The sequence below is a fragment of the Pseudomonas sp. R28(2017) genome (assembly GCF_002112505.1).
Classification (GTDB): domain Bacteria; phylum Pseudomonadota; class Gammaproteobacteria; order Pseudomonadales; family Pseudomonadaceae; genus Aquipseudomonas.
Genome location: NZ_NEHW01000018.1, coordinates 1 through 25,297, shown reverse-complemented (window position 1 = coordinate 25,297; position 25,297 = coordinate 1). Strand labels below are relative to the sequence as shown.

14 protein-coding genes are annotated in these 25,297 nt (G+C 64.2%); 3 read left to right on the top strand and 11 right to left on the bottom strand.

Going from position 1 to position 25,297, the window contains the following annotated elements:
* Positions 1-4,950: a leucine-rich repeat domain-containing protein gene (locus tag CAF78_RS24495; RefSeq protein WP_158090054.1), complete on the top strand. Its 4,950-nt coding sequence runs from the start codon at positions 1-3 to the stop codon at positions 4,948-4,950.
* A 3-nt stretch (positions 4,951-4,953) separates the two neighbouring features.
* On the opposite strand, the gene CAF78_RS24490 is transcribed toward CAF78_RS24495, so the two are convergent.
* Positions 4,954-7,410, bottom strand: coding sequence for a UvrD-helicase domain-containing protein (locus CAF78_RS24490; protein ID WP_085677670.1), 2,457 nt, complete (start codon positions 7,408-7,410; stop codon positions 4,954-4,956).
* Positions 7,411-7,585: 175 nt separating this feature from the next.
* Here CAF78_RS24490 and CAF78_RS24485 point away from each other — a divergent pair, with 175 nt between their 5' ends.
* Positions 7,586-8,284: a pirin family protein gene (locus CAF78_RS24485; protein WP_085677671.1), complete on the top strand. Its 699-nt coding sequence runs from the start codon at positions 7,586-7,588 to the stop codon at positions 8,282-8,284.
* A gap of 36 nt (positions 8,285-8,320) precedes the next feature.
* On the opposite strand, the gene pgm is transcribed toward CAF78_RS24485, so the two are convergent.
* The 6 genes from pgm to CAF78_RS24455 all read right to left on the bottom strand — a co-directional run bounded on the left by pgm (position 8,321) and on the right by CAF78_RS24455 (position 18,185).
* Entirely contained in the window at positions 8,321-9,958 is a 1,638-nt protein-coding gene (gene pgm / locus CAF78_RS24480; RefSeq protein WP_085677672.1) for a phosphoglucomutase (alpha-D-glucose-1,6-bisphosphate-dependent), read from the bottom strand.
* 86 nt (positions 9,959-10,044) lie between these two features.
* The gene (locus CAF78_RS24475) at positions 10,045-12,306 is read right to left on the bottom strand and encodes an ATP-dependent DNA helicase (RefSeq protein WP_085677673.1); all 2,262 of its coding nucleotides are present in this window, start codon (positions 12,304-12,306) and stop codon (positions 10,045-10,047) included.
* Positions 12,303-13,952, bottom strand: a complete 1,650-nt coding sequence (locus CAF78_RS24470; RefSeq protein ID WP_085677674.1) for a VRR-NUC domain-containing protein — start codon at positions 13,950-13,952, stop codon at positions 12,303-12,305. Before CAF78_RS24470 ends, CAF78_RS24475 begins: the two co-directional genes overlap by 4 nt.
* An 85-nt stretch (positions 13,953-14,037) precedes the next feature.
* Positions 14,038-15,351, bottom strand: a complete 1,314-nt coding sequence (locus tag CAF78_RS24465) for an aminotransferase class I/II-fold pyridoxal phosphate-dependent enzyme (protein WP_085677675.1) — start codon at positions 15,349-15,351, stop codon at positions 14,038-14,040.
* Positions 15,351-16,700, bottom strand: coding sequence for a hypothetical protein (locus CAF78_RS24460; RefSeq protein ID WP_085677676.1), 1,350 nt, complete (start codon positions 16,698-16,700; stop codon positions 15,351-15,353). The genes CAF78_RS24465 and CAF78_RS24460 overlap by 1 nt, the downstream gene beginning before the upstream one ends.
* Before the next feature lie 462 nt (positions 16,701-17,162).
* Positions 17,163-18,185 (bottom strand): zinc-dependent alcohol dehydrogenase family protein, encoded by a 1,023-nt coding sequence (locus CAF78_RS24455; RefSeq protein ID WP_085677677.1) that lies wholly within the window; start codon positions 18,183-18,185, stop codon positions 17,163-17,165.
* Positions 18,186-18,391: 206 nt separating this feature from the next.
* Between CAF78_RS24455 and CAF78_RS24450 the strand changes: the two genes are divergently transcribed.
* Positions 18,392-19,306 carry a LysR family transcriptional regulator gene (locus tag CAF78_RS24450; RefSeq protein WP_085677678.1) on the top strand — a complete coding sequence of 305 codons (915 nt, stop codon included), beginning with the start codon at positions 18,392-18,394 and terminating at the stop codon, positions 19,304-19,306.
* 121 nt (positions 19,307-19,427) lie between these two features.
* Here the strand turns inward: CAF78_RS24450 and CAF78_RS24445 are convergent, their stop codons facing one another.
* The 4 genes from CAF78_RS24445 to CAF78_RS24430 form a co-directional block, all read right to left on the bottom strand.
* Positions 19,428-20,672: an OprD family porin gene (locus tag CAF78_RS24445; RefSeq protein WP_085677679.1), complete on the bottom strand. Its 1,245-nt coding sequence runs from the start codon at positions 20,670-20,672 to the stop codon at positions 19,428-19,430.
* Between the two features lie 91 nt (positions 20,673-20,763).
* The gene (locus tag CAF78_RS24440) at positions 20,764-22,296 is read right to left on the bottom strand and encodes a UxaA family hydrolase (protein ID WP_085677680.1); all 1,533 of its coding nucleotides are present in this window, start codon (positions 22,294-22,296) and stop codon (positions 20,764-20,766) included.
* Positions 22,297-22,360: 64 nt separating this feature from the next.
* Positions 22,361-23,548 carry a mandelate racemase/muconate lactonizing enzyme family protein gene (locus tag CAF78_RS24435; protein WP_085677681.1) on the bottom strand — a complete coding sequence of 396 codons (1,188 nt, stop codon included), beginning with the start codon at positions 23,546-23,548 and terminating at the stop codon, positions 22,361-22,363.
* 16 nt (positions 23,549-23,564) lie between these two features.
* The gene (locus CAF78_RS24430; protein WP_085677682.1) at positions 23,565-24,950 is read right to left on the bottom strand and encodes an MFS transporter; all 1,386 of its coding nucleotides are present in this window, start codon (positions 24,948-24,950) and stop codon (positions 23,565-23,567) included.
* Positions 24,951-25,297 lie beyond the last annotated feature (347 nt).

Below are 25,297 nucleotides of genomic sequence, written 5' to 3'. Positions count from 1 at the left end.
GTGGCGCCGGCCCACTCCCCGTGCGCCGGCGTCACCCACACGGCATGCCCACGCCATGCCGTACTCCACCATCCCCCAGTCACCCCGTCCACGCTGCTCCCTTACCGACCCTCGCGTGCACAGGACCGACCTGCGCATGCAACTAAGTACCACCAAAGCGCCAGGCGAAACCGGTCGACTGATGCCTCCTTCGACCACGGAGCATCCCGCATGAACAGCACTAGCGTGCCCTATCACCAGGCCCAGATTGTCCGCACCCTGCCCGCCTGGGCCCGGACCCTGCATCCCGAACACATCAGCCGCATCGTGCAGGGCGTACGCAAGGACTACCTTGACGAAAACGGCTCGCCCCATGCCTGGTTTGCCGCCGCCAGCGCTGAAGATCAGGCGCAAGTACGCCAGCTCATCGCGTTGCGCGATACGCAATTCAAGGCGCTGCGAACAGCGCTCAAGGACCTCAGGCAGATCGGCGAGTTCTGCAAGCCTTTGCTGGAGCGCCGGCTGGCTCGGGCTATCGACGTCGAAAAAGCCCAATACCTGCACCAGCCGTTCAAGGTCTATACCACGCAGAAAAATCCCCCTGGCCTGGATTTCGGCAACGAGCCTGAACTGATCAAACGCCCTGATGGGCCGGCACAGAGGCGCTCATTACTGGAGGCCGCACTGCACAATTTTCAGGGGCCAGACGACCTGGGCCCGTTCGACGCCCTGACCGTTGGCCCGAACAACGACGCATCGCTGCCCGACCTCGAACTTCAAGCGTTCGTCGACCTTTGCCGTGATCTGGACCTGGGCCGCCAGTATCAGGAACACCTGCAGAGTATTTATGACGGCCCGGCACAGGCGACGATCCAACAGCTGTGGATAGACGCAAGCCGACAGGCGCTGAACACCGAAGCAGAGATCGCTGCACTCAAAGACCTGCTGTCGAGCAAAGGCCGCGATGCCCTGGCTCAACTGTGCGACGGCACCAGCACGCCACGCTACGGTGAGCACACACTGCACTGCTGGCGCTTCAGCCTGTTCGACATCCCGATCCATGATGTTCTGCTGATCGGCCCGGATGAGGCCAGCCAGATCAACCCTTGCATTCTCTATATCCCCCAGGACAGCGAGCACTCGGTGAGGGAGTTTGCTTCATCGAGAGAAGCCCGTGCTCACCTGCGCCAGCGCTTGCTGCAAACCACCTTCCGCCAGCATCTGGTCGGTTTCGCAGACAAGGACAACCAGGCCGAACTCGGCCGCAAGCTCGATGACGCCTTGTTCGAAACCCGCGACGGGGTACGTAAACTGCGCCAAAAGCCCGAGCTGCGTTTCAACCGAACCCGCCTGGTCTTGCCCATCTGGCCAGTGCTGTTCCACAACCACAAGCGCCGCCTCAAGGCAGATGCCCGCGCCATCGCAGTGCCCACCGCCGATGCCGACGCCAAGGCCCGCAAGGCGCGGCTGCAGCAATGGCTGGACGCAGGCATGAACCTGCTAAATGTCGCTGCTTTCTTCGTCCCTGGGCTGGATGCGGTGATGCTCGGGGTGTTTGCCTACGATTTGATGGACTCGGTATTCACCGGTTTCGAGGCGTGGCAAGAAGGCGACACCCACGAGGCGCTGCAGCAACTCGAGTCGTTGGCCATCAATGCTGTGGTGACGGCTGGTTTCGCTGGTGCCAGCAAGGCGCTCAAGGCATCGGGGTTCGTCGACGCGCTGGAAAGCGTCTGGAAAGAAGGCAAGGAGGTACTTTGGAACCCCGACATGGCCGGCTACTTCAGCGACATGCCCTTACCCGAGTCCGTGCTGCCTGATGACCAAGGTCTCTTCCACTGCGACGGCAAGACCTATGTGCAACTTGATAACCAGCTTCTCGAGGTTTTTGAGGAGCGCACGGGACAGTGGCATGCCCGTCACCCCAGCGACCCGACGGCCTATTCCCCGCAGCTGCACGGCAACGGCCAGGGAGCCTGGCGCCTGGCCCACGAGCAGCCCCATGACTGGAATGATGCACAGCTCCTGCGCCGACTGACGCCGTTGGCCAGCGCACTTGAGGATACCGAACTCACTGGCGCCTTGCGCTGCACCGGCATCGACATCGCCACCTTGCGTCGGGTGCACCTGACCAGCGAGCCAGCTCAGGCGCGGTTGTTGGATGCCTTACAGCGCCTGACCCAGGACCACGAGGCAGACCAGATTGCCGAACGCGTCCGCCAGAGCAAGCCTTTGGTCGCTTACAAGCACTATGCATTGCCGGAGCTGCTGCAATTGCCGGGCTGGCCGGACAATCACGTGCTCAAGGTATTCGAGGGCCCGGAGCCTTTTGGCAACCATGCGCGCCTGGGCGCACCGTGGGCCCCCGGCCAGGTGGAGATCGAGATCACCCTGAACGACCTGGAGAGCGGCGAATTGTGCCAGGCAGTCACGCGCCAGCTGAGTGACGATTCCCTGCGCGCCCTGCTGGCCGACACGCCAAGGGCGCAACAGGCAAAAGCGCTGGCCGGCAAGCTCGGTGACCAGTTGCAGGGCAAGCGCGCAGCGATCTTCGACAGCTTGGTGGCGAGCAACCGCCAACCTCTCGATCCTGCCCAGACCGCATTGGGCAGACAGTTCCCGCGCTTGCCCGACAGAGTACTGCAAGAGATCGTCAGCCTGGCCAGCCCCGAAGAGCGGGAGCGCCTGACGCTATCGCGCGTACCGCTGCGCATCGCCGAACAGGCGCGTCTGCAGCAAGCCGCTGTGCAACTGGACCGCGCCTTGCTCGGCCTGCTTCGTCCGTCGCTGGCCAATACCGACAGCCTCAAACTGGACGCGGCCCTGCAGGCTCAGCACCCAACCTCAAATGCAGCGCAACGTTTAGAAATGATAGTTGCCGACCGCGTCCGGGCTGCTCGCCTGCTCGGTCAACGCGCGATCAAGCCGCGTTTCGTGGCGCCGCATCGGCTGCCAGAGGGTCGCCTCGGCTATCCCCTGGCAGGCTGGAAAAGCCTCAAGGCATGGGCTGGACTGGGCCAACAGGGCATCGAACAGCGCCGCTTGCAGCGCCTGTACCCGACGCTCGACGCCACCCAGCGCGATGCCTTGCTGATCACTCTGCGCCAACGCGGCAACGCAGGTGAACAGATCACTGCCCTGGAACGGGAACAGCTGAATCTGGATGACCATCTACGTACGTGGGTGGTAGCCGGCACCCCCGAGCAAAAGACATCACGTGCACGCATGCGAGAACTGATCAACCGCGTCTGGCGCCGGGACTTCTCCGAGCGCTTTACCCTCGAATCCATGCACATCGAAATCCTGCCCTCCCTGCCAGCAAGGATGGATCACATCGTCCGCCTGGATATTGATGCGATCGGGCTTGAACAAATACCGGCAGACTTCCTGCAGAGCTTTCCGAACCTGCGCCATCTGAGTGTGTCTGGCAACCCCCGATTACAAGTGCCTTCGCTGCTCGCGGCCCTGGCCAGCGCCCCCAACCTGCGCGCGCTCGACCTGAGCAACAATGGGCTGACGGAGCTGGCGATCACCAAGGGCGATTCGCTTGCCTCAATGCCCCACCTGCAGTCGCTCGGTCTGCACGGAAACCCGATTCGCAGCCTGTCAGGCCTGGAACACCTGGCGCATCTGGCCACACTGAACCTCAACGATTGCGACCTGAGCGTCTGGCCAGGCGGATTGACAGCGCTGATGGAACGACCGGCACCGGGTTTACGCACGCTGGAACTGAACGGCAATGGCTTGACCGAAATGCCGGATCTGCAGCGCGTACTGCAGAGTCCCTTCGTTGCCGCACTACGCACCGCCCAGGAGCCCACTCGCTGGCGTTTCCGGCAAAACGATCTGGCTGACGCCACTGCCCAGCAGCTCGCAGAACGGGGTGTGCAAATTGAAGCCAACCGCTGGCTACTCGGCGCCAACCAGGCACGCCGGGCACGCTGGCAGCAGCTGTTTGACAATGACGGACACCCGCTGCTGGAAGGCCTGATGATCCGCGTTGCCGACATTCACGCAAGGGGGATAGACGTCGATGTTTGGCCCCTGCTAGAACAGGTCAGCGAAAACCGCACCCGGGCGGCCACCCTCGGCAACCCGGACCTTCCGAGCCATATGTGGCAACGCCTGGAAACCGTTGCTGGCCGCTTCGAGTTCGCAGAAGGCAACACGTTGGCGGACGCCTTGAGCAGTGTTCGGGTGCTGGTCGATACTCACATGGAGCTGGTGACCAATCGTAACCCCCAGAGCATGTTCCAGGCCATGAGCCGGCTGTACGCCCGCGAAAATGTGAATGCCTGCGCGCGCGCCATCCATGAAGGCCGAGAAGCCAGCCGCGCCCAGCTCAGGCAAGTGCTGGAGCGCGAGCCGCACGCAGATATCTCGGTATTGCAATTGCCGCACCTGGCCCACCTGGATGATATCGCCCCCGACCTGGTGATGCGTGACGATGCCGACCTCGAGGAAATCCGCCTGAGCCTTCGTGAAGAGCTCGCAGACTTTCTCGACTTCCCGGAACCCGGCCCAGCCCAGTGGTTCGGCGCAGCACCGCCGCTGTCGGCCACCACCTACTTCAACATAGAGCAGCACGTGCAGAGCCTGGTTGACGACCGCGCGGGGTGCCGCGCATGGATCGCACGCGATCCGGATTGGCGCATCTACCTGCGTACCCGTTTTGCCGAGCGCTTCGAGGCGCTGAGCAATCGTTGGGTCGACGTGATGAGCCATTTGCAAAGCTTGCTGGAGGACCCCTCCGCAGATGACAGCAACCTGACACCTGAAGGACGCGACGGGGTGATCGACCTGCTGCGCGAGGTACTGCCAGAATCTCCGGTAGACGACTCGGGTCGGCTGAAACCGGTCACCCTCAATGAGGGCCACTATCTTGCAGCTTACAACCTTACGCCTGCCAGGGTCGAGCAAGAGCAAACTGCCCTGATCGAGCAGCTGACCGCTGACGCCGACCCGGACTGAAGCCTATTGACCACGCAGGTCTTCAAAGAAGGCCTGCCGCCCATCCACCTGGCTGGACGCACGCGGCGCTGCAGCCGCTTCAGCGTTGGCCGCCTCCACATGCCAATAGCAGTGCCTGACCGCGCGGGTCACCGCCACATAGGCCAGGCGCTGCACCTCTTCTTTCTGCGCAGTGTCGAACGGCTGGGCATCACCGGCCTTGCCCAGGCCGGCCTGCTGGTACACCTGGTTCTTGTAGGGCGAGCTGGTCAGGTACTGGCAGTCGCCAAGCATGAACACCGCATCGGCCTGCAAGCCTTTGGCGCTATGGTAGGTCAGCTGGCGCAGGCGTCGTTGCTCGGCGGGCAACTGGGCTTCGGCGTGCAGGACGCTATGCAGATGCTCGTTCATCAGGGCTTTGTCGCTGCCCTTGCGGTACAGCATCATCACCGACTCGCCGCGCTGGTAATGCTCGATCAGCGTCTCGCCCAACGCCGCCTCGTCACGGTCGAAGACCCGCACGGGCGCGCCCGGCAGCTCGGCGGCCGGCCCACTGGCCCGTGCCTTTTTGCCGGTAATGGCCGGGGTGCCCCTTACCAGGTGCTCGGCGGCATCGATCACCAGTTGCTGGCAGCGGTAGTTGTCGACCAGCATCACCCGCGTATTGGCCGGTGACGGGAAGGCCTTGGTGAACTCCATGAAATACTTCGGCGAGCTGCCGCGCCAGCCGTAGATCGACTGCCAGTCATCGCCCACGCACATCAGCGACGAGTGCTGGGCATTGCGCCCGGTGTGCATGGCCGGGCCACGGCGGCGGATTTCCGCGAGGCAGGCGCGCAGCCAGCTGACGATCTGCGGCGAGACGTCCTGGAACTCGTCGATCATAAGGTGCGCCAGCGGCCTGAGCAGCGGGTCGGGCAGCAGCTGCAGGTTTTCCGCATTGTTCTCGCCGAACAGGGCGAACATGCGGTTGTAGCTCATCACCGGTGGCGACTGGTCGAGCAGGTGCGCCTCAAGGGCTTTCCAGTACAGGGCCAAGGCCTCGAAAAACAGCGCATCGGAATCGCCGGTCGGGAAGCGCATGGCCGCCACGGCCGGGCTCACTTCAAGGCCCAGGTTCTCGATGAAGTTGGCGGCGCCGACGAAGGCGTCGAGCAGCGGCGCCGGGGCCAGTTCGCCCTTGACCTTGTACTCGAACCCCGGCCCGGCCACGGCATCGCCAGCCAGTGAGGCGGCCAGGCGCCGGGCCATGGCGTAGTTGTCGAGCCAGATAAGGGGCTTGTCGCAGAACGCCTGCAACAAGGTGCGCTTGACCGCCCACTCGGCACGCACCGCCAGCTTGGCGCCGGGCCGCTGATACTGGGCACTTTCCGCCGGGTCGAAGCCCAGCACCACCCAGGCATCGAGGCCTTCCAGGCGGCCATGCACATGGAAGCGGCTGCCGCGGATCTGGACCGTTTCGCGGCAGGGCTCGATACCCTTGATCGGCCAGGCGCCAGCGGCGAACCACAGGTCTTCGATCACGTCGCACAGTTCTTCGTCACGCTGGGCGGCCAACTGGGTGACCTGCACGCGCTTCTGTACATCCGGGTGGTCTGGGTCCAGCGGTTTGAGTTGCAGGGCTTCGCGGCGCAAGGTAGCGACGATCTCGGCAAAGCGCGGGCTTTCGCCGAGCAACTGGCTGTAGCACTGGTTCAGTTGCTGGCGCTGGGCATCGTTCAGGCGCAGGTCGAACGGGTTGCTGTCGGCCTCTGCCTCACGGCCTGCCGGCATCTCGTTGCCCAGGGTCTCGAATGCGCGCACCTGGCCAAAGCCCGGCAGGCTGCGCACCAGCGGCAGAATGCGCGAATGGAAGGTGCGCACCAGCTCGCGCGCCTTGGCCGGTTGCAGGTCAAGCTGCCAAAGGGCGAACACCTGCACCAGGCGCTTGATGAAGTCCTTGCGCGACTCACGGGTGAAGGTGACCACGGTCATCGCGTCCAGCTCGTAGCCCAGGTAGTGGCGCAGCAGCAGGATGCGCAGCACCAGCGAGGTGGACTTGCCCGCCCCGGCCCCGGCCACCACGCAGGTGGATGGCGTGTCACTGAAGATCAACTTCCACTGCGCCGCGCTGGGCTGCGCCTCGGCGGGCAGGCGCTGGGCGACGTCGGCCTTGAAGCGCTTTTTCAGCTCGGCGGTCAGGGGCAGGCGCCAGTCGTCGAACAGGTTGTCGTCCTGACCGGGCACGGCGGCGCTGTCCGGCCGTGAATCGCGGATCACCAAAACCTGGCGACCGGCTTCATAACCCTGCGCGTGGCCAAGGCTCCAGGATTCACGATGTTGCGCCTGCAGGCGGGTCAGGCCACGGCCCAGCAGGCGGGCAGCCAGGCGGCGAAACCAGGGCAGCTGGGCGGGCGGGGTCAGTTCGGCGAGGGCCTGGGGTTGCTCTTGGGCCACGGTCACTCCGTTGAATATCAGATCAGCGGGCCATGTTCGCCGCATCCGCCGAAAATCGCCAGCGAATGCTTGCAGATCAGTGCATTAGGCGATGAATCGCATAATCCACATCGCCACTATCAATCTATTAGGCTGATAATATCAAGCCGATATTTACGCTTATTTTCGATCTATTTTTGCCGCATCATGGCGTCATTCAACTGATTCAAGGAGCACGACCATGCTGCAACTGCGACCGTTCGAAGGCCTCGGCCACGCCAACCACGGCTGGCTCGACGCTCACCACCACTTCTCGTTTGCCGAATACTACGACCCGGCGCGCATGCACTGGGGCAACCTGCGGGTCTGGAACGACGATCTGATCGCCGCCGGCAGCGGCTTCCCGCCGCACCCGCACCGCGACATGGAAATCATCACCTATGTGCGTGAAGGCGCCATCACCCACCAGGACAGCCTGGGCAACAAGGGCCGTACCGAGGCTGGCGACGTGCAGGTGATGAGTGCCGGTAGCGGCATCGTGCACAGCGAGTACAACCTTGAGGAGGTCGATACCCGCATCTTCCAGATCTGGATCGTGCCGGAGCGTACCGGTGATGCGCCATCCTGGGGCACCCGTCCGTTCCCCAAGGGGGAGCGCGGCGAGGGCTTCGTGACCCTGGCCAGTGGCCGTGCCGGTGATGAAGACAGCCTGCAAATCCGTACCGATGCACGGCTGGTGGCTGCGACGCTGCGGGCTGGCGAGACCGCCGAATACCGTTTCGATGCCGGGCGCCGCGGTTACCTGGTGCCGGCCAAGGGGCTGGTGGAGGTCAATGGGCTGCGTGCCAAGGGCCGGGATGGGGTGGCGATCGAGCAGGAGGAAGTGCTCAAGGTCACCGCGATCGAGGACAGCGAAATCGTCCTGGTCGATGTCGCGTAAGTGAAAGGGGCCGCTTTGCGGCCCCGCTCAGCTCATTCAGGCAATCGCCGCATCCACCAGCACCTGCGCCTCTTCCACCAGGCGCTTGAGGTGCGCCTCGTCGACAAAGCTCTCGGCGTAGATCTTGTAGATGTCTTCGGTGCCCGATGGCCGCGCGGCGAACCAGCCGTTGGCGGTCATCACCTTCAAGCCACCAATCGCCTGGCCATTGCCCGGTGCCTGGCTGAGGATCTGCACGATCGGCTCACCGGCCAGTTCAGTCGACTTCACCTGTTCCGGTGCCAGCTTGCTGAGCGCCGCCTTCTGCCGTGCATCGGCCTTGGCTTCGACGCGGGTGGAGAATGGCTTGCCTAGCCTGTCGGTCAGGTCGTTGTAGGCCTGGCTCGGGTTGCGCCCGGTGCGTGCGGTCATCTCGGCAGCCAGCAAGGCCGGAATCAGGCCATCCTTGTCAGTGGCCCAGACCGAACCGTCCTTGCGCAGGAACGATGCGCCAGCGCTTTCTTCGCCGCCAAAGCCCAGCGAACCTTCGAACAGGCCCTGAGCGAAGAACTTGAAGCCCACCGGCACTTCGTACAGGGTGCGGCCCAAGGCCTCGGTGACACGGTCGATCAGGCCGCTGGACACCACGGTCTTGCCCACCGCCGCATCGCTGCGCCATTGCGGACGGTTGCGGTACAGGTAGTCGATGGCCACGGCCAGGTAGTTGTTCGGCTGCAACAGGCCATCGGCGGTGACGATGCCGTGGCGGTCGTGGTCCGGGTCACAGGCGAAGGCCACGTCGAAGCGATCACGCAGGCCGATCAGGCCTTGCATGGCGTATGGCGAGGATGGGTCCATGCGGATCTGGCCGTCCCAGTCCACGCACATGAAGCGGAAGGTCGGGTCGACTTCGGTGTTCACCACTTCCAGGTTCAGCTGGTAGCGCTCGGCGATCGCCGACCAGTAGCGCACCCCCGCCCCGCCCAGCGGATCGACGCCCAGGCGCAGGTTGGCGGCCCGAATCACGTCGAAGTCGATGACATTTTCCAGGTCGGCCACGTAGTTGGCCACGTAGTCATGGCGCTGGGTAGTGGTGGCTTGCAGCGCCTGGGCATGTTCCATGCGCTTGACCCCGGCCAGGCCTGCGGCCAGCAGTTCGTTGGCCTTGGCCTCGATCCACTTGGTCACATCGCTGTCGGCCGGGCCGCCGTTGGGCGGGTTGTACTTGAAGCCACCGCTTTGGGGCGGGTTGTGCGACGGGGTGATGACGATGCCATCGGCCAGGCCCTGGCTGCGGCCACGGTTGTAGCAGAGGATGGCATGGGACACTGCCGGCGTCGGGGTGTATTCGTCGTCCTTGGACAACATCACCTGCACGCCGTTGGCCGCCAGCACTTCCAGCGCACTGGCGGCGGCCGGCGCGGACAGCGCGTGGGTGTCGGCGCCGATGAACAGCGGGCCATCGATGGCTTTTTCCTGGCGGTACAGGCAAATGGCCTGGGTGATCGCCAGCACATGGTGCTCGTTGAAGCTCAGGTCGAACGAGCTGCCGCGGTGCCCCGAAGTGCCGAAGGCCACGCGCTGGGCCGCCACGGCGGCGTCAGGGCGGCCGGTGTAGTAAGCGGTGAGCAGGCGGGGAATATCGACCAGCACGCTGGCCGGAGCCGGCTTGCCTGCCAAAGGACTGAGCGTCATGCAAAAACCTCGAGTTCAACGGATGTTGGTGTTGGAACACGCAGTGTACTGGGAGTTGCAATGCCGTGCGATGGGGCCGCCCAGGATTATTTAACGGCCACCTGCCACCATGCGGGGAACATCTGCTGTACCCGTTGTTCGGCAAAACGTTCGTCGATCAGCACCAGCACCCCGCGGTCCTGGTCACCACGAATGACCCGCCCGGCGGCCTGGATGACCTTGCGCACGCCGGGGTACAGGTAGGCGTAGTCGAAACCGGCGCCAAACTGCCGCCCCAGGCGCTGCTTGAACTGCTCGTTGACCGGGTTGACCTGGGGCAGCCCGAGGGTGGCGACAAAGGCCCCGATCAGGCGCGTGCCCGGCAAGTCGACGCCCTCGCCGAATGCCCCACCGAGCACGGCAAAACCCACCCCCTGCCCGCCCGTCACGAAGCGATCGAGAAAAGCTTGGCGCGCAGCTTCATCCATGCCCGGCGCCTGGGCCCACAGCGGGATGCCGGGAAAACGTTCGGCGAGCAGGCCGGCCACCTGCTGCAGGTATTCGAAGCTGCTGAAAAATGCCAGGTAGTTGCCGGGCTGGCGCTGATACTGCTCGGCAATCAGCGCGGTGATCGGCGCCAGAGACGCCTGGCGTTCGCGGTAGCGCGTCGAGATCTGGCTGGCGATGCGCACTTCCAGCTGCTCGGCGCGAAACGGCGCCGCCACCTCCAGCCAGGCGGTATCGGCCGGCATGCCGAGCAGGTCGGTATAGAAATGCCGCGGGCTCAAGGTGGCGGAAAACAGCGTCACACTGCGCGCGGCCTGCATGCGCGGCGCGAGCAGCCGGGCCGGGGTGACATTGCGCAGGCTCAGGTTGGCCAGGCGCCGTTTGCGCGGGCCATCGCGCAGGCTGACATCGAACAGGAAATGCTCATCGAACAGCTCGGCCACCCGGCTGAACTGCAGCGCCTGGTAGAAGAACTGCAACACCTGGGCATCGACCTCGGCAGGCGTTTCGTTCATGCGCTCCTGGATCAGCCCGATGCACTGCTGCAGGGCCCGCAGAAAGGCCTCCGGCAGCTGCTCACTGGCCTGGTACGGCGCCTGCTGCGCCTTGTACAGCGCGTTCCACTGCCGGTTCAGCCGGTCCAGGGCGCTACCCAGCCCTTGCGGCTTGCTTTGGCGCAAGGCGAGCAACTGGCCCTGGTCGAGGCTGGCGCTGTACATGCCGCGGCCGCGCTCGACCAGGTTGTGCGCCTCGTCCACCAGTACCGCGACCCGCCATTGGTTGAGCTGGGTCAGGCTGAACAGCATGGCATGGGCATCGAAGTAGTAGTTGTAGTCGGCCACCAGCACGTCCACCCAGCGGGCCATTTCCTGGCCGAGGTAATACGGGCAGACCTCGTGCGCCAACGCCACCTCGCGCAAGCCGGCGCGATCAAGCATGGGCCGCAAAGCTGCCGCCTCGCGTGCGGCAGGCAGGCGGTCGTAGAAGCCTTGGGCCAACGGGCAGGACTCGCCATGGCAGGCTTTGTCCGGGTATTCGCAGGCCTTGTCGCGGGCGATCAGCTCAAGGGTGCGCAGGGCCGGCTGCGGCGTGCCCGCGCTGATCTGGCCCAAGGCGTCCAGCGCCAGCGCCCGGCCCGGGGTCTTGGCAGTGAGGAAGAACACCTTGTCCAGTTGCTGCGGGACCATGGCCTTGAGCAGCGGGAACAAGGTGCCGAGGGTCTTGCCGATGCCGGTACTGGCCTGGGCCATCAGGCAGCGCCCGGTGCTGACCGCCTTGTACAAGGTTTCGGCCAGTTGCCGCTGGCCCTGGCGAAACTGCGGGTAAGGAAAGCCCAATGCCTGCAAACCCTGGTCGCGCTCGGCCAGGCGCTGTTGCTGGGCCTGGGCCCAGGCGAGAAAACGTTGGCACTGCGCTTCAAAGAAGTGCTGCAACGCATCGGCATGACAGTGCTCGCTGACCAGCGTCTGGCTGTCGGTGTCGACATCCAGGTAGACCAGCGCCACCTCGATGGCCGGCAACTGCCGCGCCTGGCACAGCAGCCACGCGTAGACCTTGGCCTGGGCCCAGTGCAGCTGGCGGTGGTTGGCTGGCTGACGTGCCAGGTCGCCGCGGTAGGTCTTGATCTCTTCCAGGCGATTGGCGGCCGGGTCATAACCATCGGCGCGCCCGCGCACCAGCAGGCCCTGATACTCGCCTTCGAGGGCGACTTCCGCCTCATAGCCCGCGGCACGCCGGGCGACCACCCGACGATGCCCTTCGATACCTTCCTGCGCCGTGGGTGACGGAGTAAAGCGCAGGTCCAGGTCTCCGACCTTGGCGCTGAACTCGCACAACGCCCGCACCGCCACGCGATAGCTCACGCGGGTTCGCTCCAGTGCACATGGCAGACCGCCACCGGCAAGCCGTGCTCGGCGCAGAACGCCAGCCAGCGCAACTGGTTGTCCTGCAGGCGGTCACCGGGGCCCTTGACCTCGACCATCCGATAGCGCTGCTGCTCCGGCCAGAACTGGATCAGGTCCGGCATGCCGGCGCGGTTGTTGCGAATATCCTGCAGCAGGCGCAGGAAGCACTGTTTCAAGTGCGCGGCGGGCAGGCATGCCAGCGCCTGATCGAGCAACGCTTCGCTGAGCATCGGCCAGAACACGAACGGCGATTGCAGGCCTTGCTTGGCCGCATAGCAGTCGAGAATGGCCTGGCGATGAGTACCATCATCCAGGCGGCCCAGGCAGGCCGCGAAATGCGCCGCGCGCCGTTGCTGGAAATCGCTGTCATGCAAGTCCTGGGGCGCGGCCTGGAACGGATTGAAGAAAGCCCCCTGAACCGGGGCGAAAATCGACTCCCAGCACAACAGGCCGAACAGGCTGTTGAACAAGGTGTTCTCCACGTAATGCGCCTCCCCGCCCGCTTGTGCCAGGTGTTGGCGCACGGCCTCCTCGACACCCAGCGCTGCCTGCTCACGCGGCAGTTCCAGTTCGATCAGCTCCAGGGGTGCCGCGCGCCGGCGGCGTTGCGCAGGGCCGCCGAGCTTGCGCGCCAGGCGCGGCAGCATGCGCTCAAGGGCTTGCACTTCCAGGGCGTTGGCCGGTGCGGCAGCCAGCTGCCGGGCCAATGCGTGGGCCTGCTCCCAACGCTCGCTGCGCTCGAACACGCGAACCTGGCGGATACGCGCTTGCGCATGGCTGCTACGGGCATACACCGCCAGAGCCTGGTCCCAGTCACCCAGGCGCTCGCACTGCTGGCCCACGGCGAACAGCAACCGGCCATGGCGCCGGGCCAGCCATGGGTTGTCGGTACTCACGTCGGCCAGTGCCGCCAGGATCGATGCGGGCTCCTCACCCAGATCCAGGCGCTCGGCACACTGGTGCAGCGCCATGGCCTGGTCGACCTCGCTGCGCTGCTGCAGGGCACGTGAGTCGGGGCTGAACGCTACCTGCTCGAAGCGCAGCAGGCCCAGGTCGGCCAGCACGAAGTCCGACCAGTCCTGATAGAGGTTGCCGAAGAACAACAGGCGCATGCGATCGCACAGCGGCTGCAGGCACCACTGCACGATAGCCACCGGCGCCTGGGCAAACCACTCGCGCAAGGGCCTGGGGGCCAGCGACAGGGGCCGCAACTGTTCGAACAGGTCGCCCTTGGCCGCCCGCGGCCGGCTCAACTGCCCGGCAAAGCCAAGGGCGAGTTCATCCTTGCGCAACAGCGCGAACAGCTGCTCAAGGCTCAGTACCTCGGGCTCGCGCACCCACCCCAGTGCCAACAGCGGCTGCAAGGCCGCCATGCTGTCACCGATCTCGGCATAGTCCAGGCGGTCACAGCGAAACAGCTCGCCCTTGCGCATCACCATGCGCACCATCAGCGCCTGGGCCGGCTGTGCCAGCTCGGCAAAGGCATGCAAAAAGGCCAGTTCCTGCTCATCGAGCAGGTCGGCATAACGTGACTCGACCCAAAGCAGCACCTGGCGGAAGTTGTGCAGGTAATACAGCGGGTCATCGACGGAGTGGGCGATCACAGGGTGGGGTCGGGCAGCTGGAGTGAGCACTGTTTATACATACAGACCCCGTACCCAGGCAAGTTCCCTGGCTCATTCCGCCGCCCTACCGACGAATGGCGTCAAATGCCAGGCCCCGCGCCAGGTTCTCCAGCGCCTTGATCAGCGCCTTGGGCTGCTCACCCAGCCAGGTCAGCGCCAGGAACTGCCGGTAACGCCCGTGTACACTGAACTGCTCCCCCTCCAGCACCTGCAATGCCGAACCCGCCGTCGCCGCCACGGCTTGCGCGCTCACCATTGCCGGTGACAGGCGCACCCACAAGGCGCACCCGCCCTCAGGCATGTCGAACTCCACCTGCCCGCCCAACACCGCGCCCAGGTGCTGGCAAAGTTGCTCCATGCGCCCATGCAGTGCCACCCGCATCCGGCCCAGGTGCTCGTCGATTTCGCCTGAGGCGATCATCTGTGCCAGCGCTTGCTGCCGCATCGGGGCGAGCTCGAAGGCGCGCTGGGCGAACGCTTCTGCCAAGGCCATATGGCGCCCCAGCAGGTACGCATAAGGTGCCTCGGCCCCCACCGCCGCCTCCAGCGAACCCAGCACCAGCAGCCAACGCGGGTCCACCCAGTCTCGCAAGCGTGAACGCGGTGGCCCGGCAAAACACAGTTCGCTGTCCAGGTCGTTTTCCAACAACCACACCGGATGCGCAGCCAGCAAATCGGCGATCTGCTGCTGATCGCGCTGGGGCATCAGGCGCCCCACCGGGGCCCCCAGGCACGAGGGCACGATCACCATGCGCACCGGCTCAGAACCCAGCAGCCTCGACAGACTGCCGAGATCAGGGCTGCGGCCGGCATCCAGCGGTACCTCCACGACCCGCACGTCGCAACGTTGCAAGGCCCGCAAGATACGCCAACAGCACGGGGACGCGACCAGCACGGTACTGCCACGCAGCGCCAGCGCCTGCAGCAGCGTTTCCAGCAACGCCTGCACATCAGGGCCCAGGTGCACATCCTCGGGTCGCCAGTACTGACGGGAAGACTGGGTGTAGCGCTCTGCCAGAGCATCACGCAGGCGTGGCCCGCCCAGCCCCCGCGCGGGCCGCGCACGCAACCGACCCAGGCGCCGCTCATGGGCGAACAGCGCGCGCTCCAGCAACGGCTGCGCGGGTAGCGCATGGGCCGCATCGGCCCGGCTCGCCTGCGCGCCAACCTGGGCGAAGTAGCCGGACTTTGGCACCGACTGCACACGCCCTTCATGCTCGAGCAGGCTGTAGGCCGCCTGCACCGTGGCCAACGAAACGCGCAGGCGCCGGGACAATGCCCGCAGTGAAGGCAAACGTGGCTGCCCACCCCGTTCGGCCTCGTCGATCAGGGCGACCAGGTAGCGGTACACCGCCTGATAGGCAAACTCACGCCCCATCAGGATGATGCCTTGCGCGTCACGCTGCCCACGAACCGCAACTGCACATCCCGCCGCGCCAGGCTGGCCAGCAGTGGCCGTACGCCCGGCCCCAGCCGCCCCTTGTAGACCAGGCGCAACTGCGCCAGTGGCAGGCCGCTGGTGTTCACGATCCAGTCCTTGACGGCATCAGGGCAGGACTTGCCTTGCAAAGCCCGATGCAGGTAAGGCAGGGCGACCAGCATGTCGGCGTGACGGCACTGCAGAAACCGCTCCAGCCCTGCCCCTTGGTTGGCAAACGGGCGGTACAACAGGCAGGCAAGCTGGGTCTGCTCAAGCCCGTAGGCCTTGGCGAAGCGCGGCTGCTGGGGGGCATCAGCCTGGTTGACCAGGCGCAAGGCTTGCCGGGGTGCAGCAGGCGCCCTGCAGCGCCCGCCTATCTCGTGCAACTGCGCCAGCGCCAGAGGGTCGACAAATGCCGCCAGCGGTGAGCCTTCATGCCCCGGCCCGTTGCCCCAGCCCGTCATCAGGTCCAGCGCACCGGCAGTGAGCAACTGGGTGAGCAGATCGTCGATCACGATGACCCGCAGCGGCAATGCCCGTTCCTGCGTGCTGCCCGGCGCGCCGATCGGCCCGCCCGGTACACCCGCAACGGCATGCAACTGGCCCAGCCACCTGGCCAGGCTGTCTACGCAGTGATGCAACGCCCCAGGGCAGGCGATACCTGCCAGGCGCAGGCTGCGCCGGGCCCAGGCCGCAAAGCGCCGCCGCTGGCTGGCTGGCATGGCGGTTATCAACGCATCGGCGCCGGGGTATCCGGCCAGTGCCAGGCGCACGGTATCAGCCAGTTCCAGGTGCGTGCGACTGCCCAGCAGTGCTTCCGGGCGCGCATCGACGAGGTGGCCGAACAACAGCAAGGCTTCGCGGGACAACGGCAAATGCCCGGCCGTGGCGCCAGCCTGGTGACAGAAAGGCACCACGGCCGCCCCCTCGACCATCTGCAGCTGTACCCGTGGATCATCGTGCATGAACAACGCGTTGAAGGTTCGCTCATGCTGTTCCAGCAACGCGCTGCTGGTTGCCGGCAAACAGGTCACCAGCACCCGCAGCTTGAAGGTGACCGGTGCTCGCAAGGCAATGCTCAGCTGGGCGGCACGCAGTACAGCCAATAGCCGGGCGCTACGGCGGTCGCCCCCGTGAACCACCAGCAACCTGAACGTACCGATGTATTCCGGCCCCCCAGCGGCCACCAGCAAACGCTGGATCAACAACTGCAGCGAAGCGCGTTGTTCCTTGGACATATGACTCAACAGGCGCTCCAGCACCTGCTGGTAGATAAAGTGCATAGCCTGGTCGTGAACAATACTCACGGCGTTACCTCACAACTTCATTCTGCACAAAAGCGCGCCACCTGAGCATTAGCGCAGCGGGATTAGTTTGAAGAATATTCCTACAAGTAATCAGGAAGCCTTGAAGTTGCGAAACGCTGTCGCCACACCATTGAGAAATACGAGCCCACCCAAGCGCTCGCCACCGCCTTGAATCGCGCACCGCCGCGCCTGCTCTTCACCACCGCACGCTCCTTGCGCCAACTATCAAAGCGCCATTATCGAGCGTTGAATACGGATTAAAAGATACAGATCCGGATGAAAACACCATTCAGAATTCAACAAGCGCACAACAGACAGCACAGCAAAGACAGCTGAAAACCTGGCAATCGTTAATCAGCAACATCAACTTACAAAGCCGGCAATCACACACTTATCAACTATAGCCAGGCAAAAAAGCAAAAAACCGGGCATCAGCCCGGTTTTTCATTGCCAAACATGCCGTCAGCGCGGCGCCATGTCGAGCACCACCCGCCCACCGCAGGGGCATTCATCCATATAGCGATGGGCCTCGACCACCTCGGCAAACGGATACACCTTGATGATCTGCGGCGTCAGCAACTGATCGGCGGTGAACTGGTTGATATCGCGCAAGGCCCGTTGCAAGGCCACCTGGTCCTGGCTGATGCCCAGTTCCGGTTTGCCGGTGAAGTTGCCGATACAGTGCACGTAGAACTGGATGTTCTTCTGGAACGCCGCGCAGGCCGGGAATGGCGTCTGGTTGCCGCCCTGCAGGCCGTACAGCACCAGGCTGCCACGTGGCGCCAGCACATCGCCGAGCAGCGACATCTGCGGCCCGCCCATGCCATCGAGGACCATGTCGACGCCGCGGCCATCGGTGTACTTGCCAACCTGCATGAGCAGGTCCTGCTCTTCGGTGACGATCACCTTGTCGGCGCCCAGGCCCAGCAGGTATTCACGCTGCTCGGGTTCCTTGGTGACGGCAAATACCTTGAGGCCGAGTGCCTTGCCCAGTTGCACGAAGGCCGGCCCGGCACAATGGCTGGCATCGGTGACCAGCGCAGTCTGCCCGGCCTTGGCGCGTGCCAGGTCGACGTAGGCAAAATAGGCGATCAGCAGCGGCGTGTAATGCACGCTGGCCTCGATCGGCGTGAGCACGTCCGGGTAACGGGTGATGGCGCTGCGCGGCAGGACGATGACATCGCCATACACCGGGTGGTCGTTGGCGCTGGTGGCCGGGAAACTGGCGACCCGGTCACCCACCTCGATGTCATCGACGCCTTCGCCGACCGCCGTCACCACACCGGCCATCTCGTGGCCGATCCCTGCGGGCAGGCGGGCCTGGGATGGCGCCAGGTTCTGCCGCCAAAGCACGTCATACCAGCTCACGCCGATCGCCTCGACGCGGATCTGCACCTCGCCGACAGCAGGTGACGGTTCGGCCTGCTCCTCGCAACGGAGCACATCGGCAGCGCCGAACTTGTGGAAACGGATCATGCGGGACATCGCATACCTCGCCTGTGTGAATCTCGTATTACCACGGACTTTATCCGGGCTTTTGCCGTTAGACCATCAGTGGCTATTAATAGTCGACATGCCTGTCATCGATTGGGCACCTGACTTTCCTGTGCATTGGCCCCCGGAAATCGGTGCAGGGTAACAGCCTTTGGCCTTAAGATTCACCCCTGCCCCACTTTAGGCGAAGCGCACCGATGAATCGAAACGACCTGCGTCGCGTAGACCTCAACCTGCTGATCGTGTTCGAAACCCTCATGCACGAGCGAAGCGTGACCCGTGCCGCCGAGAAGCTGTTCCTCGGCCAGCCGGCGATCAGCGCGGCCCTGTCGCGCCTGCGCAACCTGTTCGACGACCCACTGTTCGTACGCACCGGCCGCAGCATGGAGCCGTCGGCACGGGCACATGAAATCTTTGCCCTGCTGTCGCCGGCGCTGGACTCGATCTCCACCGCCGTCAGCCGCGCCGCCGAGTTCGACCCGGCAACCAGCAACGCGGTGTTCCGCATCGGCCTGTCGGACGACGCCGAGTTCGCCCTGCTGCCGCAACTGCTCAAGCGCATCCGCGCCGAAGCCCCCGGCATCGTCCTGGTGGTGCGCCGGGTGAACTACCTGCTGATGCCGACCCTGCTGGCCTCGGGCGAGATCTCCGTGGGTGTCAGCTACACCAACGAACTGCCGGCCAACGCCAAGCGCAAGGTGTTGCGGCGCAGCAAGCCCAAGCTGCTGCGCGCAGATAGCGTGCCAGGCAGCATCACCCTCGACGACTTCTGCGCGCGGCCGCATGCGCTGGTGTCGTTTGCCGGTGACCTGTCGGGCTTCATCGATGAGGCGCTGGAAGAGATCGGCCGCAAGCGCCATGTGGTGCTGGCGGTACCGCAGTTCAATGGTTTGGGGAGTTTGCTGGCCGGGACCGACATTGTTGCCACGGTGCCGGACTATACCGCCGATGCCTTGACCGCCGCCGGTGGGCTGCGCGCTGAAGACCTGCCGATGGAAGTGCGTACGTTCGAGCTGCACATGGCGTGGCGCGGGGCGCAGGACAATGACCCGGCGGAGCGGTGGCTTAGGTCGAGGATTCAGATGTTCTTCGGCGACCCGGACAGTCTCTAACCGTCGCCGGGCTGGCTGTTGGAGCAAGGGCAGCAGATGGGTTGAAAAAAAGGCCGGTAAAAGTCTTTACCGGCCACACCACCAATACCCGGCGGCTACTCCTCGTACATGACCTGAGTGATCAGAACAGCGGCAATGTGTAGCTCACGATCAGCCGGTTCTCATCGATATCGCGTTGGTAATTGGAGCGCAGCGCGGCGTTGCGCCACAGCACGTTAACGTTCTTCAGCGGCCCGGACTGGATGGTGTAACCCAGGTCAGTATCGCGCTCCCACTCGCGTCCTTCCCCGGCGAAGGTGGCCGGGTTGGCATGATCGGCATGGTTGTAGCGGGTCGAGAAGGTCAGCCCGGGGATACCCAGCGCGACGAAGTCATAGGCGTAGCGCAGTTGCCAGGTGCGTTCGCCGGTTTCCATGAAGTCGGCGGCCATCATGTAGTTGGTCAGGTAGGCATCAGTGCCGATCAGGTAAGGCATCGCCGTGGAGCCGGTAAGCCCCTGATAGGCGACGCCCAGGGTATGCCCGGCCTGGCTGTAGCTGAGCAGCACGTTGAGCGTGCGGTTATCGACCGGACCGGCCAGTGCCTCACCCTTGTCGTCACTGATGAAGTAGCGCGCATCCAGCGCCAGTTTGCCGGGGCCCAGCGCGGTGCTGCCGAGCAGGCCGAAGTAGTGCTGGCCGTAAATCTCGTCGAGCTCACCGTATTGGTAGCTGAGGCTCAGGTTGGGGTTGACCACGTAGTCCACGCCGCCCATGCGAAAGTCGTCAGCCTCGGGCGTGCCGCTGAAACGCCGGTTCTTGTTGACCAGGGTCATGGCCTCTGTGTGGGAATAATCACGCTTGGTGGTGCGGTCGATCTGCGCGTAGGTGAAGGTCAGGCTATCCAGCTCTTTGGAGGTGAGTACACCGCCCTGGAAGGTCTGCGGCAGGATGCGCCCGGTGCTGGAGGCGATGGTCGGGTACTTGAGCAGCTGGGTGCCGATCTTCAGCTCGGTCTTCGACAGTCGCGCCTTTGCGGTTATGCCAAACTTGCTGTACTGGTCAGGGGCGCGGCCATCATCGCCCACCGGCAGCAAGCCGGTGCCACTGCGGCCTGGGCCTGAGTCGAGCTTGAGGCCGAGCATGCCGAGGGCGTCGACGCCGAAACCGAGCGTACCGGGGGTGTAGCCGGAGCGGAAATCGAGGATGAATCCCTGGGCCCACTCCTCACGTTTGGAGATCCCGGCGTCTTCGCGGAAGTCGCGGTTGAGGTAGAAGTTCTGGGCTTTCAGGGAGGCTTGGCTGTCTTCCAGGAAACCTCCGGCGTGGGCCGGAAGTGTGAAGCACAGCAGTGAGGCAGCAGGCAGGATCTTGTTGTTTTTGTGCATGGCCGGTCCGTTCGGCCAGGCTGAAGCGCTGGCCGTTATTGTTGTAGGTGTGGAAGGGCTTCTTCGCGGGCGTGCCCGCGAAGAGGCCGGGTCAGGCGAGCACGCCTATTTGCCACGGGCAGAATTCATCCTCGCCCAAGCCATTGAGCTCGCTCTTGGTCGCCTCCCCCGAGGCATGGGCGAGCAGGCGCTCGAAAATCTCCTGGCCCATCTGGGCAATGGTCTTGTCGCCGTCGATGATCTGCCCGCAGTTGATGTCCATGTCATCGCTCATACGCTGGTACATAGGCGAGTTGCTGGCCAGCTTGAAGGTCGGCGCCGGCACTGAGCCGAAGCACGAACCGCGGCCGGTGGTGAAGGCGATCAGGTTGGCGCCACCGGCGATCTGACCGGTGGCCGAGACCGGGTCGTAGCCGGGAGTATCCATGAACACAAGGCCGTGGGTTTTCACCGGGTGGGCATACTCGTACACGTCCATCAGCGGCGCGTTGCCGCCCTTCTTCGCGCCACCCAGCGACTTCTCAAGCACGTTGGCCAGGCCACCGGCGTTGTTGCCAGGGCTGACCCGGCCGTTGATCTGGGTATCGCGGCCGCGGTTGTACTCCAGCCACCACTCAATGCGCTCGATCAGCTTGCGGCCCACCGCCGGGGTGGCGGCGCGGGCGGTCAGGGTGTGCTCGACGCCGAAAATTTCCGAGGTCTCCGAAAGGATCGCGGTGCCGCCATGGCGCACCAGGATATCCACCGCCGCGCCCAGCGCCGGGTTGGCCGAAAGGCCGGAGAAACCATCCGAACCACCGCACTGCATGCCGATCATCAGGTGTTCGGCAGACACCGGCTGGCGCCGCGCCTGGCCGGCCTTGGGCAGCATGCCTTCGATCAGCGCGATGCCCTGGTCGGTGGCGCTCTTCACCCCGCCGACGTCCTGAATCACCAGCTTCTTCAGCATGTCGCCTTCCACCAGCCCTTCCTGCTCGAAGAAGCCGTGGATGTTGTTGCGCTCGCAGCCCAGGGCGATGACCACCGCACCCACCGTGTTGGGGTGCTTGATGTAACCACCGATAGTGCGACGCAGCAGGTCCATCGGCTCGCCGGTCATTTCCATGCCACAGCCGATTTCGTGCACATAAGGCACCACGCCATCAATGTTGGGGAAGCCGGCCAAGCGGCGCTCGTCGAAGTGGTTGGCGATCTTGCGCGCCACGGTGGCACCGCAGTTGCCGACCACGAACACACCGAGGTAATTGCGGGTGGCCACGCGGCCATCCTCGCGGACGATGCCCTGGAAAGTCGCGCGCTGCTCGGCCGGCAGCAAGTCGGTGGGCACATAGTCCAGGCCATAGCGGTAATCGCGATCGGTTTCACCGAAGACGATGTTGTGGCTGTGCATCCAGGTGCCAGGCGGCAAATCCTCGGCGGCATAGCCGATCACCGTGTTGTACTTGAGCACCGGCTCGCCTTTGCCGATCAGCCGGGCAGCGACCTTGTGCCCCAGCGGCACGGCTTGCTGGGTGGTGACGCCTTCACCGGGGATGGCGGTGCCGGCAGGGATCTCGATACGTGCGACAACGACATTGTCGGCGGTATCGAGGCGTATGACTGGGGTGACTTCACGGTGACTCATGGTGTTTTCCTATGGGTATGACGCCCATGGCAGTGGCGGCACAAGCGCCACTGCCATGGCTTGCTCAGGGGCGTTTGCCGAATTCGACGCAGTGCTGGGTCCAGGCCAGGGCCTGCTCGCTGAGGGAGAAGCCAAGGCCTGGGCGGTTGGGCACCCACATGCGGCCCTCACGCAGCTCCAGGCGTTCGTTGAACATCGGCTCCAGCCATTCGAAGTGTTCCAGCCACGGCTCCTCTGGGTAGGCCGCCGCCAGGTGCAGGTGGATTTCCATGGCAAAATGCGGCGCCAGCTTCAGGCCTTTGAAACTGGCCAGGCTCATGATCTGCAGGAACGGCGTGATACCGCCGACCCGCGGCGCATCGGGCTGGACGAAATCGCAGGCGTTGGCAGTGATCAGCTGGGCATGCTCGTTGAAGCTGGTGAGCATCTCGCCGGTGGCGATGGCGGTATCCAGTGACGCAGCCAAGGCGGCGTGGCCTTCGACGTCGGCACTGTCCAACGGCTCTTCGATCCAGGTCAGGTCGAACTGCTCGAGCTTGCGGCAGAAGCGTTGGGCAGTGACGCGGTCCCATTGCTGGTTGGCATCGACCATCAGCGGGAAGCCCTCGCCCAGTTGATCACGCACGGCCTGCACACGTTTGAAGTCGATGCTGGTGTCCGGCTGGCCGACCTTGATCTTGATGCCGCCAATGCCATTGCCGCGGGAGGTCTGCACGTTCTCCAGCACCTTCTCCAGCGGCGTCGACAGGTAACCGCCGGAGGTGTTGTAGCACTGCACCGAGTCGCGATGGGCGCCCAGCAACTTGGCCAGCGGCAGGCCGGCGCGCTTGGCTTTCAAGTCCCACAGGGCGATGTCGAATGGCGCGATGGACTGGGTGGTCAGGCCACTGCGGCCCATCGAGGCACCGGCCCAGAGCAGCTTGTTGTAGAGCTTGGCGATATCGTTCGGGTCTTCGCCCAGCAACGTCGGGGCGATTTCCTGGGCGTGGGCGTACATGCCGGGGCCACCGGCACGTTTGGAGTAGCCGAAACCGATACCTTCATGGCCTTCGCGGGTGCGGATTTCGGCGAAGATGAAGGCGATTTCGGTCAGCGGCTTCTGCCGACCGGTCAGTACCTTGGCATCGCTGATTGGCGCGCCCAGCGGCAGTACGGTGTACGACAGCTTGATCCACTCGATGCTGTCGGTGGTGGCGGCCCCGGGTTGCAGGGCGGCGATTTTCGGGTCGATGTACACGTTGCTTTCGATCATGGGGTCTTCCTCTGAATCATTGAGCGTTGGAAGGTTTGCCGGTCAGGTCGCAGAGCTGCAGGCGCTGGATGCGACCGACGATCACCAGGTAAGAAAAAGCTGCCAGCAGGCCGTGGGCGCCGACGTAGATGAGTGCGCTGTTGAACGAGCCGCTGGAGTGCAGCAGGTAACCGATCACCACCGGGGTGACGATGCCGGCAGTGTTGCCCAGGGCGTTGAACACGCCGCCGGTCATACCGATCATTTCCCGCGGGGCGGTGTCGGCCACCACGCTGAAACCGAGGTTGCCGAAACCCTTGCCGAAGAACGCCAGGCTCATTACCGCAATCACCAGCCACTGGGCGTCGACGTAGTTGCACAGCATCATGGTCGAGCTCAGCAGCACGCCGGTGATGATTGGCGTCTTGCGGGCAATGCTCAGGGATTTCGTGCGGCGCAGCAGGTAATCGGAGAAGAAGCCCGACGACACCGCACCGATCAGCCCGCACAGGGCCGGGATGGAAGCGACCAGGCCGGCCTGAAGGATGTCGAAGCCACGCTCCTTGACCAGGTAGATCGGGAACCAGGTGACGTAGAACCAGGTGACCGCACTGACGCAGTACTGGCTGATGAACATGCCGATCAGCATGCGGCTCTTGAACAGCAGGCCGACTTCAGCCAGCGAGCTGCGGCGCTTTTCCTTGGGCAGCGAAGCCTGGGCCTCGAGGTCGACCAGCGCTTCACCCTTGCGCAGGTAGTCGAGTTCCTCTCCATTCATCTTTGGGTGGCTGACCGGCAGGTAGTAGTTTTTCCACCAGATCGCGGCGATGCCGAAGCCGACGATGCCCATGACGATGAACACGTATTCCCAGCCAAAGGCGTAGCACAGCCAGCCCATGAACGGGGTGAAGAACGCCAGCGAGATATATTGCGCACTGTTGAAGATGGCCCCAGCCATGCCCCGCTCCGCCGACGGGAACCAGGACGCGATCACCCGCGTCGAGGCCGGCCCCACTGGCGCCTCGGCCACGCCCAGCAGAAAGCGCAGGCCCAACAGCAGCGGCACGATCATGCCGACGAAGTGCACCAGGCCCATGCACACGGTAAACGCCGACCACACGCAGATGGCCAGGGCCATGGTCTTTTTCGAGCCGAAGCGATCGGCCAGCCAGCCCGAGGGGATCAGGAAGATCACATAGGCCCAGCTGAAGATCGAGAACAGGTAGCCCATTTCCACCGAGCTGATGCCGAGCTCCTTGCTCATGTCGGAACCCGCCACCGACAGGGCGGCGCGATCACCGCTGCTCAGGGCCAGGACCATGGTGATCAGGGCCAGGATCAAATAACGATAGCGGGTAGCCGTGGTGGACGCGGCCACGGCGCCAGGGGCTGGCCCGGCGGCGTAGGTGTCGTGGTTGTGCATCGCGGTTGCCTCATTGTTTTTATTGGCGTCGTGCAGGGCCTTGCACCGGCACCTGCTTCGAATTCTGGCAGCTCGCAGCCCTGCTGAAGAGCTGTTTCCGACCAATGACAGCGTTATCAAATGACAGCGCTGTCATTTATCCTAGGTCTTATTCTGCGGGAGTTGCAAATTGGCTTTTCAGTAAAATTCCCACGCATTGGGAATGCTTAAAAAGGCAGGAAAGCGTGCGCCGTTCCGGTAGAATCGACCCACCCCCCCCACCCCCCCCCCTTTGGGGTTTCCATGGTGAAAAGCCCCCCAATACCCCTTGGCCCAAACCCAGGCTCGCCACCTCCCATGACGTTGCG

Coding starts and splice junctions, on each gene's coding strand:
- CAF78_RS24490 (WP_085677670.1), bottom strand. CDS start 7,410: ATGCGGCGAACATGGCCCGCTGATCTGATATTCAACGGAGTGACCGTG.
- CAF78_RS24485 (WP_085677671.1), top strand. CDS start 7,586: ATGCTGCAACTGCGACCGTTCGAAGGCCTCGGCCACGCCAACCACGGC.
- pgm (WP_085677672.1), bottom strand. CDS start 9,958: ATGACGCTCAGTCCTTTGGCAGGCAAGCCGGCTCCGGCCAGCGTGCTG.
- CAF78_RS24465 (WP_085677675.1), bottom strand. CDS start 15,351: ATGGGGCGTGAGTTTGCCTATCAGGCGGTGTACCGCTACCTGGTCGCC.
- CAF78_RS24455 (WP_085677677.1), bottom strand. CDS start 18,185: ATGTCCCGCATGATCCGTTTCCACAAGTTCGGCGCTGCCGATGTGCTC.
- CAF78_RS24450 (WP_085677678.1), top strand. CDS start 18,392: ATGAATCGAAACGACCTGCGTCGCGTAGACCTCAACCTGCTGATCGTG.
- CAF78_RS24445 (WP_085677679.1), bottom strand. CDS start 20,672: ATGCACAAAAACAACAAGATCCTGCCTGCTGCCTCACTGCTGTGCTTC.
- CAF78_RS24440 (WP_085677680.1), bottom strand. CDS start 22,296: ATGAGTCACCGTGAAGTCACCCCAGTCATACGCCTCGATACCGCCGAC.
- CAF78_RS24435 (WP_085677681.1), bottom strand. CDS start 23,548: ATGATCGAAAGCAACGTGTACATCGACCCGAAAATCGCCGCCCTGCAA.
- CAF78_RS24430 (WP_085677682.1), bottom strand. CDS start 24,950: ATGCACAACCACGACACCTACGCCGCCGGGCCAGCCCCTGGCGCCGTG.